We start from the raw sequence: 15,942 nt of genomic DNA, 5'->3' as shown, positions 1-15,942 counted from the left end.
TATAAATTAGTGAATTTTAGCATGAGTAAGTGCATGGATTAAATAACCATTCAAAGTACAATCATCCAAAATTCCATCATTAAAGCAATGAGCAAGAGAGATTATTACGACATACTTGGCGTAGCCAAAGGCGCTTCGGCGGAGGAAATTAAAAAAGCCTACCGCAAATTGGCTATCAAGTATCACCCTGATAAAAACCCCGACGACAAATCGGCAGAAGAAAAATTCAAGGAAGCAGCAGAAGCTTACGAAGTATTAAGCAGTCCAGAGAAAAAGCAGCGTTACGACCAATATGGCCATGCAGGCGTTGGTGGCGCGGCGGGTGGCTTTGGCGGAGGCGGCATGAACATGGAAGATATTTTTAGCCAGTTTGGCGATATTTTCGGTGGTGGTGGCAGCCCTTTCGATAGCTTTTTTGGCGGTGGCGGTGGCCAATCGCGTGGGGGTCGCAGGGTAGCTAAAGGAAGCAACCTGCGCATCAAGGTTAAATTAACCTTAGAAGAAATTGCCAACGGTGCAGAGAAAAAGATCAAGGTTAACAAACAGATTACCTGTAAAACCTGTGATGGCACGGGGGCTAAAGACAAATCGTCGGTAAGCACTTGCAAAACCTGTGGCGGCAGCGGTGCAGTGCGCAGGGTAACCAATACCATTTTGGGCCAGATGCAAACCACGGCAACCTGCCCTACCTGTCATGGCAGCGGCCAGCAAATTACGGCCAAATGTAATGCCTGCCACGGCGAAGGTACTGTACGTGGCGAAGAAACCATTACCATCAACATTCCGGCTGGCGTAAGCGAAGGTATGCAACTGAGCATGGCTGGCAAAGGAAACGCTGCGCCAAACGGCGGCATTCCGGGCGATTTAATCATCCTGATCGAAGAACTGCCACACGAAACGCTTAAACGCGAAGGCAACAACATTGTTTATGATTTGCATGTCAGCATTATCGATGCGGCCATAGGTGCAAGCGTGGAAGTGCCAACCATTGATGGCAAAGCCAAAATTAAGATTGATCCTGGAACCCAAAGCGGCAAACTTTTGCGTTTAAAGGGCAAGGGTATTCCTGAAGTGAATTCTTACCACCGTGGCGATGAGATTATCCATGTGAACATCTGGACTCCAAAAGCGCTAAGCAGCGAAGAAAGAGCCCTGCTAGAAAAACTGCGCGAATCTCCAAACTTTAAGCCACAGCCCGGCAAAAACGATAAAAGCTTTTTCGATAAAATGAAAGAGTATTTCGAATAACAAAAAAGCACCGAAAATTCGGTGCTTTTTTTATGCTTTTTGCGTTGGTCTACAAACTGATGGCATATACGTTAGCAAACTTGGCAATATAATCGCTAACTACAGGCACTTCTTGCTTGTCAATCAACAATTTGCCAATCATTCTTTTGTCTTGCTGTATGGTCATGCTGATTTCTAACGGTGCTCTGTTTCCCAGTTTCAGGTAAAAGACCTGATTGGCATTTTGGCTTGCCAAAGAAATGACCTGAGCAGATTCGATCTGATAATAGCCAAACTTTTCGTTGCCAGCATTAAAAGGCTCTCTAATCCTAAACTGGATCTGCTTCATGTTTCCAACATTGTCTTTTTGATACAGCTGGATTTGGCCTTCGCTATAAGAACCACTTACCGTGGTATTGAGCAAATCCTTTCCTTCTGCGCCTTTGACAGCCAATTGCAAAGTTGGAGCAGCTAATAATGAGCAGGCACAAAGCTTATCGCCTCCAACATTTTCTTTTTTACAGGCAACGCTTACCGTAAAAAGGAGAAAACAAACGATTAAAAATTTTTTCATCTTGATTTTGAATATCCGGTTAACCCAAATATAATTAATTTGAGCAGTGGTATATCTTTAAAATGCAAAATTAATCTACATGGATAAAAGCAAAACTTTTGGGATCGAACTGGCAAAAACAACGAAATAGCGCCTATGGGCCACTGAAAGCACTGGCCGCACATTAACAGATTTTTAGCGAAGCCGCCTTAAATATATTTCTGCAAATTAGAGGTTAAATACGCTATTTGCTTTTTTTCAGCTTGTCTTTATTTTGGTCTTCGTTTTTTAAGGCCAAAGCAATCCTGTCTTCAAAAGGCTTTAAATCAAGGTTCATCTTACTTACTGACAGCGGAATTTGATTTGCAGTTTTTAGCGTAGGCGTATAGCCGCCAGATGCCATGTAAAAACGATCTGGATATTTTGGCGAAACGCCTTGTTCAAAATCTACCCGTTGCCCTTCCTTGCCATCGGTATTCGAAAACCTCACTTTGTTAAAGTTTACCCATTTGCCGGTTGCCTCTTCCTTGCCCCAGGCGTTGTAATAGTAAGCTTCCCTACGCACCTGTCCATTGGTATACCCATAGTTCTCGATAAACGAATAAAAGCCATCGAACAAGCGTTGCTCTTTGGGAGCACGCCACGAAGCTACATATTGCCAGTCTTGCCCCTCCAGTTTGTACCAAGCCGAAAGCACCACCGAATTATTGGCCTGCCTGCTGATGTTCATCAAGAACTTAACCGGCTTCCCGGTTTGCCAATTGGCGGTTTTCACGTACGATTGGCCACCGGTACCCTCGCCCCCAAAACTGTTTACGGTAGTGGCCTCGCCCTTGTCAACCAACGAAACATAATCGTGTTGGGTAATGGTTTTATCATGCTCTGCATCCTTGCTGTCCCAAACCGAAAACAGCACCCTGCGTTCGGTTTCGCTATTGGTTTGAATGCCCATATAACCTCTAAAAAACCCGAGGCTCATGTAATAGGTAGCCAAAGGATCGCCACCCTCAGGCACCAAGATCTCTTCGTAAATCCAGTTATAGGCCTTGGTTGTCTGGTCGGTTGTACTAAACGACAGGTGCACCGAAGGCGACGATTGATAGTCGGTTTGGTTCACTTGTCCGCCCGGTTTTAACGACTTGAAAGTCAATGTTGCTATTTTAATGGCCGATTCTGGATCTGAAATCGGTTTCAATTCATACCTAAAATAGCCTGTTTGCGGCACATCAACTTTCGTGGCAAACAAACTATCGGCCTGGCCTGTACCTTTAAAGGTTATTTTTTTGGTAAAGCCCTTAAAGCCGCTATTGGCATAGGTGGCGCTTACCTTCAATTCGAATTGCAGGTTTTTGCCCTGTTCAACCGTGTGGTTGAAAGAAAGCTCATAGCTTCCCGGCTTTTGATACAGGTACCATACCACGCTTTTGTTTTTATCGCGCCAGTTAGCCACGATGCCTTTGCTTTCGGGGTAGCCAACAGGTACAGAAACGCCTGGCCTGCCTGGGCTAAAAGGCTCTACATAGCCTTTGTTAGCTGGTATTTTAAACAATTGGGCAACAGGCTGTTGGGCAAGTGCAATGTTGCAAGCCAAAATGGCCAGACACAATAAGATCTTTTTCGGTTTCATGAGGTTAAATGGTTGTCTATAACAAATAACCCTATTTTAAAGCGAAATTCGAAAATCCATTTCACACAAACGTTTGTGTGCTCAAATCTTGTAAAAAAACTGTGGCAATCTGATCAAATCAGTTATTTTCTCTGATCATCTTAAAAAAGTCGTCGCGATAGGTTTCGCCTATGGGCAAAGCCTGGTCTTTGATAAAAACCGTATTGCCATCTATCATTTTAATATGACCAGCTCCTACGATATAAGATTTATGGATGCGGTAAAAAGACTGTTTGGGCAATATGTTTTCGAGTTCGCGCAGGGTTTGGTAGGTAATGAGGCGTTGCTCTCCCGTAAAAATAGACACATAATTTTTCAGTCCTTCGATGTAGAGAATATCGCTGTATTTGATCTTGATGAACTTGTTTTTGGTATCGCCCTTAATAAAGATGAAATCTATGGTATTGGCCGGTGCAGGTACCTCTGGCTGAACTGGCGCTGCCGCAGGAGGACTCAGCAATTGCTGTACCTTTAAAGCCGCTTTGTAAAAACGCTCGTAAGAGACTGGTTTTAACAAATAATCCACCACATCCAATTCAAAACCTTCCAAGGCATATTCTGGATAGGCAGTGGTCAAAATCACTTTGCATTTGCCTCCACAGATCTTCAAAAACTGAATACCGGTGAGCTCGGGCATCTGGATATCCAAAAAAATAAGGTCAACCTTGCCTTCCTGAACCAGGTTCAATGCTTCAAAGGCATTGGTCGTAGTACCTAAAAGCGCTAAAAAAGGTGTCTTTTTAATGTAGGCAGCAATAATTTCTGAAGCATAAGCTTCGTCGTCAACAGCGAGGCAACGGATCATGGCAATTGTCTTTAGTTAATTTCCCTGCCCACAGCAGGAATGAAACCATTAAAATAGAGGTTCTTGTTAGGGTAATTTCCCAGCCTGACAATAATAACATTATTATCAGGATTTACGTACACAATCTGGCCTAAAATTCCTTCGGCTCTATAATCGTTAGACTTGGTCTGAAAATAATAGGTGCCATTTTTCATTTTCTTGATCGGTACTTTCAAATTTAGCTTGGCCAACTTTTGACTGGCGCTGAGCGAATCCTTGAAATAGCTGATGTTGCTACAGGCCCACCATTGATTTTTGTAGCCTCTTTTGCCCAAAGAATCCGGATTAACCGTACCATTTATCCAACGGTTCGAAACGATTTGTGTTCCTTCCCAATTTCCTTTTTTGAGGTAAAGCCTGCCCAATTTTGCAAAATCGGTAGCGGTAGCATTGAGGCAGCAGAATGCTTTAACGGTTTTACGACCATCGAGGCTCCAAATGGCATCAGACTCTGCCCCCAAAGGCTGCCACAGGTATTTGGCCATTAAACTTTCTATCTTTTCGCCACTGGCACGTTCTAACAAAGCGGCCAATAGCTGGGTATTGATACTTTGGTATTCGAAAGATTGTCCCGGTTCTTTTTTCATTTTGAGTTGGGCCACCTGGTTTTTGAGCGAATTGCCATAGTAGAGCTTCGCGATGCTGCCAAAAGGGCTTGTACTGTCTTCGTCAAAATCAAAACCACTTTGCATGTCTAACACGTGCTGAATGGTGAGTTTGCGGAAACGCCTGTCGTTCTTTTCGAGTTCGGGCATGTATTTGATCACCAAATCATTAGTCGATGCGATTATCCCCTTGTCGATAGCCATGCCGATTAGCGTGCCGATATAGGATTTGGCAACCGAAAAACTGGGATGCAAAGTACCGTAGTTAACGTTTTGGGCAAAGTTCTCATAAATGATGCTGTCGTTTTTGATGACCAAAAAAGCATGGGTATTGGTTTGCTGCAAGGCACTGTCCAGGTACTTCTTCATTTTGGCATAACGAGGCTGTCCAACGGCCGGCACAAACCTGAACGGCGTTTGGTTCGCTTGCAGCCTGGCGTACTTAAATTTTGAACTGTCGTTAAGATCGGGTTCGCGCCAACGCGCAGCCCGCATGGGCGCACAGCCATACCAAACACAGAGGATTAAACCGGCTAAACCAATCCAATGGGTCTGTCGTGGAATAGGGAATTTCATCAGATTTATAAATTAATAATCAGTGTACTTTTATAGGTATTGCCATTATTAGAAACCAACAGTTCGTGCCGGTCTGGGTAGATGAGGTCTAGCCTGCGATACACGTTAACCAAGCCCACGCCGCTCGAGTGGTCTTTTTGGCTATGGTTAATCTTGTTGCTCACTTCAAAAACAAGCCTTCTGTTTGGCTGTACTTTCAAAACAATGCGCACCGGATGCTTTTCATCGTTGACCACGCCATGCTTAAAGGCATTTTCGACAAAAGGAATCAGCACAAGCGAAGCAATCTGCTGCTCGTCGTCGAGCCCTTCGGTTTTAAAATCGACATAAAACCGGGGTTCAAAACGCATCTTGAACAAGGCGATATAACTTTCGAGATACTCAACCTCCTTGCCCAGCTTTACTTTTCCGTCGGCACTATCGTTCAAAGTATAGCGCATCAAATCAGAAAGGCGTAAAATGGCATCGGCCAGCTTTTCTGAAACTGGAATGGCCAACGAGTAAACATAATTGAGCGAATTATACAGGAAATGCGGATTGATCTGCGATTTGAGAAAGGCCAATTCGGCTTTGACCACTTCGTCTTTCAGCTTACGCTGGGTAAGTTGTCCTTTGTAATTTTCCTGTACCGAATAAATGCCGAGGGCAATAAAAACATAGGAAATGCTATAGTAGATATTATCAAGGATGTAATAAGAAAAGGTAACGCCATCGGCATAGTTATGGAAGCCAAAAAAATGCAGGTAGATGATTTCTTCTATCAAATACCTGCCTCCTATAAATACGCCCATCGACAACAGAATGCCACCAATAAGCTGCACTGTTTTTCCTTGCTTTAAAAAACGCGGGTAAACCCACAGAAAACAGATGTAAAATTCTACGAGCTGTAAAATCGTCATCGAAACATCGAAGGCCGCATCGTAAAAACTGTTGATTTTTAAAAGATAAGCTCCATAGCGGTAAATCAGTACCAATAGCCAACAACCGATATGGATCAGGATCATTTGGGTTCTTTTCATGCAATAAAACTATAAAAAGCTTTGCCAACGCCATAGTTTCTTATGCCAATCTGGCTATAAATTATCCCAACACCTACTTTTTAAGGACAAACCCGCTGAATGGCGAAAAATCGGGTTGGGATAATATTTTAAGGGGTTCGTATCATTTAATTGAGCATAAAGGCAGTTTTATCAACCTTTGGACAACAAAAAAGACACGCAATTTCAACATCATGAGTACATTTCTTAAATCAATCCTCGCATTATCCATATTCTTCGCCTTTAACCAGGCCAAGGCACAAACCTTTAAAGTAAGCGGCACCGTGTTAGACCAAAGCAAAAAGCAGGCTTTGGATTATGCTTCGGTTACGCTGATCCACCTGCCCGATTCGGTTGCCCTGCTTCAGGCCACCAACCCGCAAGGTGCATATGAGTTTAAATCGGTTAAACCGGGAAGTTATGTAGTGAAAGCTTTGATGATGGGCTTTGACAAAACTTCTTCGGCTGTTTTTGAAGTAAAAGATGCCGATGTCAAACTGCCCAACATCCTACTGGCCCACCGTACACAAAACCTTAAGGAAATTAACATCGTATCGAAAATGCCGGTTATCGACCAAAAAGCCGACCGAACCATTGTAAACGTCGAAAAGATGAATACCGCTGGCGACAATGCCCTCGAAGTACTGAGCCGTGCCCCAGGCATTAAGCTCGACAAAGATGAAAACCTCATTTTAAAGGGCAAACAAAACGTAACCGTTATGATTGATGGCAAGCTAAGCTATATGAGCGGCAGCGAACTGAATACCTACCTCAAATCGCTGCCCGGCGAAGTCATCAGCAAGATAGAGCTTATTTCTAATCCTCCAGCTTCTTTTGATGCGGCCGGCACAGGTGGTTTCATCAACATTAAACTGAAAAGAAACAGGATGCAGGGCATGAACGGAAGCTTGTCGTTGGGTGGTGGCTACGGCAAATACGAAAAAATAAACGGAGGCCTCAACCTCAACTACAACATCGGAAAAATAAGCAGCTATGCCCGCTTTAACGCAGGTCGATACAACTCGTTTAACCGCCTGACCCTTAACCGTACCATTGGCAACGAGCAATATAACCAGGTAAATTACTGGCACCCGATAACCGACAGCAGAAACTACGCGGTTGGTACCGATTACTTTATTAACGACAAGCATACGGTTGGTGTCATGTTTAAAGGCTTCAGCTCGCCAGACGAAACCGACGTTACCAGCAATTCGCCCAACTACAATGCCCAAGATGTTAAGTTAGGTTCGGTGGCCATGCACAGTCCGCAAAAGAACAAAACCGGCAATTATGCCCTCAATTTCAATTACCGTTTTAAAATAGACACCGCGGGAAAGGAATTGGGTTTTGATGCCGACTACGTGCATTACAACAGCAACCAGGCCCAAAGTTTTCAAAACAGTTACTACAACGCCACCGACCAGCTCATAGGTGTACCCATCAATTTGCGCAACGCCAGCGATGGCGACATCTCGATCTATGCCTTAAAAATGGATTATGTTCATCCATTTAACAAAACCCTGAAAATGGAGGCTGGATGGAAAAGCAGCTGGGTTGATGCCAGCAGCAATGTGCGCTTCGATTCGCTTAAAACAGCCGGGTGGATCAACGACCCAAAGCGCACCAATCTTTTCCAATACAAAGAAAATATCAATGCGGCCTATGTTTCGCTCAACCAATCGTTCAGTAAAATAGACCTTAAAGTAGGGTTTAGGGTAGAACAGACTTTGGGTGATGGAGTTTCTACGGGCACAAATGTCCTCATCGATCGCAAATATTGGAAATTATTCCCCAACGTAGCGGCTTCGATCAAAGCCACCGAAAACAACCAGCTTGTACTGTCGTATCGCAAAAGCATCAATCGCCCGTCATACAACAGCCTTAATCCTTTTACCTTTTATTCTGATCCTTACACGGCCTTGCAAGGCAATCCGTTGTTGCAGCCTTCTTATTCGAACAATTTCGAATTCAATTACAGCTTTAAAAACATGCGCCTGCTCACCGTGAGCTATGCCACTACCAAAGGTGCCGTTTCTGAAGTGATCTATCAGAACAGCACTACAAAAGAAAGCATTACCCGTGGCGAAAACCTGAACAACCAAACCAGTTGGTACTTTGCAACCGGCTCGCCTTTTGATGTGGTGAAGTGGTGGAACAACAATACCGAAATTTCGGCTTCGTTTGACAAAACGACCTCGCAGGTACAAGGTACGGGCTTTGACGCTGCGAAATGGAGCTGGGCGGTAAGTTCAGACAACAACTTTACCCTGCCCAAAGACTATGTGATCGGCATTTATGCCTATTACCAATCGCCATCGGTGTCTGGTCTTTTCCGCAACCTCGAAGCTTATGCGATTAACGTGGGGGTAAAGAAAACTTTTTGGCGAAAAAACGCTACACTTTCGCTCAAGCTAAACGATGTTTTCGCCACCGGAAAATTCAGGGCTTTGCTACAGTACAACAATGTAAACACCTATTGGCAAAACGAATGGGAAAACCGCAAATTATCATTGAATTTCAGCTACAAATTTGGCAATATGAAGATCAAAACAGCCCGCAGCCGTAAAACCGGAACCAGCGAAGAAGAAGGACGCGTAGGTAACTAATCGATTATATATAACGCCCTCAATCCTCTTTATTTAACCATAAAGGGGATTTTTTGCTTTGTGCCACTGGAAAACAACCGAAAATCGCTAATAGCTTAAAATCTTGGTATAGATATTGAATTAGGCTAACCAGATCAATACTACCTATGTTACAGGAACAACTCCAATCGGCAAACTATAGCGAAGCCTTAGCGGCTTTGGCCAATGGCGAAAAACTGTCCAACACGTTACAGGATTTCCAGAAACAACAACTCATCGATCAGTTGCTAAGCGATAGGCAGTTCGACATTTTGCTTTGCCTGGTTAAAGACAATACCCTGGAAAAAGACATTTACGAGTACAGCAGCTTTAACCAGAGTATTTTTGAAAGCATGGTACGCTACCTGCCTGATGATGAAGCTTCGATGGCATTTTTTGAAGTGTTTTGCACGCAACTCGATAACCTTAACGACGAGGTAGAAGCTCAAACCCTGTTGGGCTATTTCTTCGAAAACAGGGCTTCCATTGCCAAAATAAAGGTGCTTTTGTCCACTGGAGCTGATATCAATTTCAAGAATAACGCCACGGAAAACTTCATTCATCAGGTCGTAAAAACGTACACCACAAATCCGGCGCTTTCTTTGGCCTACCTCGAGCTTTTAATAGCCGAGGGCGTAGATGTAGATGCGCCGAACATCGTACAAAAAACACCGCTTATTACTGCTATCGAGTTTAACCGACCGCAGTACATCGATTTGTTGCTAGCAAACGGTGCCGATGTAAACCAGCTCGACAAAGACGGCAACAGCTCTTTTTATTATGCCGTAGCGCAACAGTTTAACCTCGAGCTTTACCAAAAGCTGCGCAACTATGGGATGCCGCAATTCGACATCCTGAATAAAAAAGGGGTATCGCTTTTGTTCGAATACATCAATATGCTTAATCATCCCTCCACAAAAGAGACTGAACTATTGGCCCAACTCATTGCCGATGGAGCAGACTTATACCAAAACAGTATTTATTATGGTTCGGAAACCAACCCAGTAGACCTGCTTGCCGCAAAAAGCACAGAACTGCTGCAAACCGTGCTCAACAGTGGCGCCTTGCAGGTAAATCGGCAAGACGAAAACGGCAATACTTTGCTGCACAAGGTCTGTGCCTATAACGTTAATTATGAGACGGAAAAGGCAAAAGACACCTACAGAAAAGCTAAACTATTGCTCGAGCATGGTGCAGATGCAAGTTTGACCAACAACAAAGACCAAACTGCGCTCATGCTGGCTACCGACGATAACCTTAAAATAAAGACTGTTGAGTTACTCATGAAGTTAACCATTTAATTTTTGACCCCATGTCAATGTCATTTATTCTCGCTTGCGAGGGAGGAAAAAGAAAAATAGCCGAGCTTTTATTGGCTAACAACGAAGTAGAGGTTGCCTATACCGATGAAAAAGGCAGAACCGGCTTGCATTATGCCGCCCATCACGGGTTTTTAGACCTCGTTAAAGCATTGATTGCCGCTGGTGCCGACCTCGATTACGAAGACCACGCCGGCGAAACACCATTTTATTTTGCCTGTCTGCAAAAGCAAAAACAAACCGCCCTGCATTTGTTGGCCCAAGGCGCCAAAACCGATATTAAAGATTACAACGGCAATAGCCTGTTGCATCTTACCGCCCAAACCGGACAAATAGAAATCTTCGAAAAGCTTTTAGAAGCTGGTTTAGATGGCAATGCCGAAAACAACGACGCCGAAACGCCTTTAATGATTGCCACCAATTGGCGCAACAAGCCAATTGTAGAACTGTTGCTGCACAACGGTGCCAATGTAAACGCAACCAACCAACAGGGCAATTCGCCTTTGCTATACGCCGTTAAAGCGAAAAACATGCCGTTGGTGGAGTTGTTGCTCAACAATGGAGCCGAGGTAAACCAGGTAAACCATGCGGGTGTATCGGCCCTGCTCATTGCCTGCTACGACATGAACCGCATGCTGACCAAACTACTGGTAGACCATGGCGCCGATGTATTTACTGCTGCAAAAGATGGCCTCTCGCCTATTTGGTACGCCTGTGCCCATAACCAAAAGGATGTGGTAGAGCTGTTCTTGAACCATGGCATAGACGTCAATTATGCCAAACCATTAACCGGAGCCGACAGTGGCATGGGTACTTATCTCAGTTGGGTAGAAACGGCCAGCAACCTTTCGGCCGCCAACAATTTTGTGTTCGATTACAGCTATGGTGGCGAAAGACTATTGCACGTGGCTTCGAAAAACGGACACCTCAGTATGGTTAAGCTATTGCTAAACCAACAGGCCGATATCAATGCACAAGACGAAAGCGGCAACACCGCTTTGCACTATGCCGCGGCGAATGGCAAAAAAGATATTGTAAAATACCTGCTCGAGAACAATGCCGATGCTTCGCTCATTAACGTGAAAGAGCAAAAAGCCATTGATTATTCGAACATCAAAGGCCTGAACGAGATTACCGAATTGCTCATCAAATTCGGGCCAGCCCATGCAAGCAACAACATAAGCAACAGTTTTACGCCACCAGCGCCTCTTGCCGATCTGGACACGATGGGGGCAAAGAAACAAGCTTTGCTTAATTTGAAGGAATTATTAGATGCCGGCATCTTGTCGCAGGCCGAGTTTGACGAAGAAAAAACCAAGATTCTAAAAAGTAGCTAAGCCGCCGACCGAACTTTCTGCGCCGTGAGCTGTTTAAATGGTATGGATTGGCGCATTGGCTGTTCGGGTTTTTACTACAAGGAGTGGAAAGAAATTTTCTACCCCAAAGGCTTGGCGCAAAAAAATTGGTTTCCTTTTTATGGTAGGCATTTCAACACCATAGAAATCAATTCTACTTTTTACAAAATGCCTACCGCCCATGCCTTTGCCAAATGGTATGTTGAAAGTCCACCCGATTTCCTGTTTACCATTAAAGCGCCTCGCTTAATTACGCACTATAAACAATTAAACGACTGCCAATCGCTATTAAACGATTTTTACGAAGCCGTACATCAAGGCCTAAAAGAAAAACTGGGTTGCGTGCTTTTTCAATTTCCTCCAAAATTCGATTTTACCGAACAGCGTTTGTTGCTTTTGCTCGAGCTGCTGCACCCCGCTTTTACCAACGTAGTCGAATTTAGGCATGCCTCTTGGTGGCAAGCCACCGTGTATGAGCAATTGGCCAGCAGATCGATTATTTTTAGCGGACAGAGCTACCCCAGCCAACTTCCCGAGGAGCTGGTCAAAAACAATGCGATCCTTTACTACCGTTTTCATGGCAAGCCCATATTGTACAAATCAACCTATCCCCTAACGGCAATCGAAAAGCTGGTTGAACAAATGCCGCCAACAACCGAACGGGCATTTATCTATTTTAACAATACCTGGGGCAACGGGGCCTTAACCAATGCCAAGCAATTGCAAAAGCTAACCCATTCATTGCCAACTTTAGCTATTTCTTAGCTGATTTTCTTCAGCTCGTAACATTTCTTGGCATTCTTCATCTTATATTTACTAAAAACTAAACATCGAAAATGCTAAGCGTAAAAAATATTGTTAAACAATATGCCACGCACCGCGCCCTAGACCATGTAAGCCTTGAAATAGAACGGGGCAAAATATTTGGTCTGCTAGGCCCTAATGGTGCAGGAAAAACATCACTCATCAGGATTATTACCCAAATAACCGCGCCAGACAGTGGCGAAGTACTTTTTAATGGCCAGCGTTTAAATGCCGACCATATTGCACAGATCGGCTATTTGCCCGAAGAACGTGGCCTCTATAAAAAAATGGAGATTGGCGAGCAGGTATTGTACCTCTCGAAATTAAAGGGCCTGAGCACCGCCGAGGCCACCAAGCGGATCAAATTTTGGTTCGAAAAACTGGATATGGCCAGCTGGTGGAACAAAAAAGTGGAAGATTTGAGCAAGGGCATGCAACAAAAGGTGCAATTTGTGGCAACGGTATTGCACCAGCCCGAGTTGATTATCCTCGACGAGCCCTTCTCTGGTTTCGACCCGGTAAATGCCGACATCATCAAAAACGAAATCCTCGAACTGAACAAACAAGGCGCTACCTTTATCTTCTCTACGCACCGCATGGAAAGCGTAGAAGAACTGTGCGACAACATTGCACTGATCCACCGCTCGCAAAAAATATTGGACGGCGCGGTTGACGAAATCAAGAGCAGCTACCGCAACAATACTTATTGGGTTGAATACGAAGGCGATTACGATGCCTCAAATGCCAAGAATATATTCGAGGTACTGCAAACCGAAACCGTAAAAAACAAAACCCTGATCAAGGTACAGTTGCAAAAAGACAAGACAGCCAACGAGGTTTTGGCTATCCTGTTGCCTCATGTTTCCATTAGTCGACTGGACGAGGTTATCCCAACCATGAATGATATTTTTATTGAAAAAGTGAAAGGAAAAGCACATGAATAAGGTTCTACTCATCATACGCAGAGAATATTTGTCGAGGGTAAAGAAAAAGTCGTTCATCCTCATGACCTTTCTCACTCCCCTGCTTATTGCAGGCATTTATGGCCTCATCGGTTATTTTACCTATAAAGGTATCAGCGATACACATGATAAAGTTGCCGTTATCAGCCAAAACAAAACACTGACCGAGAAACTGGCGAGCGACAAAAACATTAGCTATGTGTACGAGAACAAGTCGCTGGAACAGATGAAGAAATCGCTCAAAAATTCAGACTACGACTATATCCTCTATCTGCCCGAGTTTAGCTTAAAAGAGCCAAAGAACATCGAACTGTTTGGCGCCAAGCAAGCGGGTTTATCGTTAAGCAACCGCATTTCGGGCGATATCGAAGAATTGATACGCAACCAGAAACTGAAAGAATCGGGCATTGCGCAAAGCGATTTAGACCAGCTGAAAACTTCTGTTGATATTTCGACCAAAAAAATCGCCGAAACCGGCCAAGAAGAAGAATCAAGCGCCGGCGCGAGCACGGTTATTGCCTTTATTGCCGGCGTGCTCATGTTCATGTTCATTATGCTTTATGGCGTGCAGGTAATGCGTGGCGTAATTGAAGAAAAAACCAGCAGAATTATCGAAGTCATGATTTCGTCGGTTAAGCCTTTTCAGCTCATGATGGGCAAGATTGTCGGCATTGCCTTGGTAGGCCTTACGCAGTTTGTTTTATGGATCGTACTTACTTTTACCATCAGTACCATTGCCGTAAGCGTTTTTGTAAACAAGGAAGATGTTAAAAAAATCGCAGCCTCTGCACAAAGCAATAGCCAGATTTCTACAGGTACGCAAGCCGCCAGCGTGGCGGCCGCACAAGGGCCAATGGCCGACGTACAGAAAAGCCTGGCAGGACTTGATTTTGGCAAGATTGTATCGGTATTCATTTTCTTCTTTTTGGGAGGCTACCTGTTTTACAGTGCGCTCTACGCCGCTATTGGCTCGGCTGTAGACAGCGAAACCGAAACCCAGCAATTTATGATGCCCGTCATGCTGCCCCTGCTCTTGGGCTACGCCCTTTCGCTAAGCGTAGTTACCAACGATCCCTACGGCAACGTGGCTTTCTGGCTTTCGATGATTCCATTTACCTCGCCTATTGCCATGGTAGTACGCATGCCTTATGGCGTATCGAATTGGGAGCTTATCCTGTCGATGGCTATTTTAGTGGTAGGATTTATAGGCACCGTTTGGATAGCCAGCCGGATTTATCGCGTAGGTATTTTAATGTATGGCAAAAAAACCACCTTTAAGGAAATGTTCAAGTGGTTTACCTATAGAAACTAAGCCCATTCGTTTGGTTTGCAGAGAGCGCCGGTTCAAAGAATCGGCGCTCTTTGTTTTTATGCCTTTAGCCATCGAAATTGCCATAGCATATCGTTAAATTAGTCCCACATTTCTTTGTGCATGAAAATAGCCGTTATCGACCTGGGTACAAACACCTTCCATTTGATCATTGCCGAGAACAACGGCAACCGACCGGAAGTTGTTTTCAAAACCAATAAGCCTGTTAAATTAGGCGAAGACATTACCAAAGCCAACCTGATTATTCCGGCCGCTTTTGAAAGGGGCATTGCCTGTTTAAAAGAGTTTAAGGCTATAGCCGATCAGTTTGAGGTAAGCCAGATCAAGGCCGTGGCTACTTCTGGCGTCCGCAGTGCCCAAAACGGAGCCGAATTTGTAAGCGAAGCCAAAATCCAGGCAGGCATCCACATCGAAATCATTGACGGCGAACAGGAAGCCGCCTACATTTATGAAGGGGTAAAGTGGAGCGGAGCCATCGCAGGCAAATCGTTGGTTATGGATATTGGCGGTGGCAGTACCGAATTCATCCTCTGCAACAATGAAGAGGTTATCTGGAAAAAGAGCTACAATATTGGCGCCGCCCGCCTCATGCAACGTTTCTTTAAATCAGATCCCATTAACGAACACGACAAGCAGCTTATTTTAGTCCATTTAGCCGATGAACTTGGGGAGCTGAAAGCCATTTGCCAAGCGCACAACCCCCAAACCCTGATTGGTTCGGCAGGTGCCTTCGAAACATTCGCAGGCATGATCGATCCGGCAATTGACATCGATCAAACGGCAACGGCCACCATTTCTTTGGAAGCCTACCGTAAGCTTGCGCATCAGCTTATTGGAGCAACGCACCAAGAAAGAGCCGATATGCCAGGGCTGATCCCTTTGCGGGTAGATATGATCGTGATGGCCTGTATATTGACCAATTACGTGATAGACGAGCTAGGCATTGCCAATCTGAAGCTATCAACCTATGATTTAAAAATGGGCGTTTTAGCTTTCTTATCGAATCAATAGCCTTAATAGGCTCGTGCTTTTTAATCGCA

General features: G+C 44.5%; 13 protein-coding genes. 8 read left to right on the top strand and 5 right to left on the bottom strand.

The window, feature by feature from the left end; translation table 11 throughout:
• Positions 1-87: 87 nt before the first annotated feature.
• Positions 88-1,248 carry a molecular chaperone DnaJ gene (gene dnaJ, locus AC6H1S_RS05415; protein WP_199137402.1) on the top strand — a complete coding sequence of 387 codons (1,161 nt, stop codon included), beginning with the start codon at positions 88-90 and terminating at the stop codon, positions 1,246-1,248.
• 49 nt (positions 1,249-1,297) lie between these two features.
• On the opposite strand, the gene AC6H1S_RS05410 is transcribed toward dnaJ, so the two are convergent.
• The 5 genes from AC6H1S_RS05410 to AC6H1S_RS05390 form a co-directional block, all read right to left on the bottom strand.
• On the bottom strand, positions 1,298-1,801 hold the full coding sequence (locus AC6H1S_RS05410) for a hypothetical protein (RefSeq protein ID WP_199137400.1): 504 nt from the start codon (positions 1,799-1,801) through the stop codon (positions 1,298-1,300).
• Between the two features lie 223 nt (positions 1,802-2,024).
• Complete coding sequence (locus tag AC6H1S_RS05405) at positions 2,025-3,407, bottom strand: DUF3472 domain-containing protein (protein WP_497565427.1); 1,383 nt, start codon at positions 3,405-3,407, stop codon at positions 2,025-2,027.
• Between the two features lie 118 nt (positions 3,408-3,525).
• The gene (locus AC6H1S_RS05400) at positions 3,526-4,251 is read right to left on the bottom strand and encodes a LytR/AlgR family response regulator transcription factor (protein ID WP_497565426.1); all 726 of its coding nucleotides are present in this window, start codon (positions 4,249-4,251) and stop codon (positions 3,526-3,528) included.
• 11 nt (positions 4,252-4,262) lie between these two features.
• Positions 4,263-5,471 carry a serine hydrolase domain-containing protein gene (locus AC6H1S_RS05395; protein ID WP_497565425.1) on the bottom strand — a complete coding sequence of 403 codons (1,209 nt, stop codon included), beginning with the start codon at positions 5,469-5,471 and terminating at the stop codon, positions 4,263-4,265.
• Between the two features lie 5 nt (positions 5,472-5,476).
• Positions 5,477-6,490, bottom strand: a complete 1,014-nt coding sequence (locus tag AC6H1S_RS05390; RefSeq protein ID WP_199137392.1) for a sensor histidine kinase — start codon at positions 6,488-6,490, stop codon at positions 5,477-5,479.
• Positions 6,491-6,702: 212 nt separating this feature from the next.
• Between AC6H1S_RS05390 and AC6H1S_RS05385 the strand changes: the two genes are divergently transcribed.
• From AC6H1S_RS05385 to AC6H1S_RS05355, 7 genes are all read left to right on the top strand, one after another.
• A complete protein-coding gene (locus tag AC6H1S_RS05385) occupies positions 6,703-9,114 on the top strand; it encodes an outer membrane beta-barrel family protein (protein WP_497565424.1) in 2,412 nt (803 codons plus the stop codon).
• Between the two features lie 146 nt (positions 9,115-9,260).
• Positions 9,261-10,433, top strand: coding sequence for an ankyrin repeat domain-containing protein (locus AC6H1S_RS05380; RefSeq protein WP_497565423.1), 1,173 nt, complete (start codon positions 9,261-9,263; stop codon positions 10,431-10,433).
• 17 nt (positions 10,434-10,450) lie between these two features.
• Positions 10,451-11,788 (top strand): ankyrin repeat domain-containing protein, encoded by a 1,338-nt coding sequence (locus AC6H1S_RS05375; RefSeq protein ID WP_497565422.1) that lies wholly within the window; start codon positions 10,451-10,453, stop codon positions 11,786-11,788.
• 42 nt (positions 11,789-11,830) lie between these two features.
• Entirely contained in the window at positions 11,831-12,571 is a 741-nt protein-coding gene (locus AC6H1S_RS05370) for a DUF72 domain-containing protein (protein WP_497565421.1), read from the top strand.
• 71 nt (positions 12,572-12,642) lie between these two features.
• Positions 12,643-13,554 carry an ABC transporter ATP-binding protein gene (locus AC6H1S_RS05365; protein ID WP_497565420.1) on the top strand — a complete coding sequence of 304 codons (912 nt, stop codon included), beginning with the start codon at positions 12,643-12,645 and terminating at the stop codon, positions 13,552-13,554.
• Positions 13,547-14,884, top strand: a complete 1,338-nt coding sequence (locus AC6H1S_RS05360; RefSeq protein WP_199137380.1) for an ABC transporter permease — start codon at positions 13,547-13,549, stop codon at positions 14,882-14,884. The genes AC6H1S_RS05365 and AC6H1S_RS05360 overlap by 8 nt, the downstream gene beginning before the upstream one ends.
• A gap of 120 nt (positions 14,885-15,004) precedes the next feature.
• Positions 15,005-15,913, top strand: a complete 909-nt coding sequence (locus tag AC6H1S_RS05355; protein WP_497565419.1) for a Ppx/GppA phosphatase family protein — start codon at positions 15,005-15,007, stop codon at positions 15,911-15,913.
• The last annotated feature ends 29 nt before the right edge of the window (positions 15,914-15,942 follow it).

Source organism: Pedobacter sp. TM02 (genome assembly GCF_059705275.1).
Note: the sequence above shows the minus strand (reverse complement) of the source record. Positions and strands in the feature narration are given on the sequence as shown.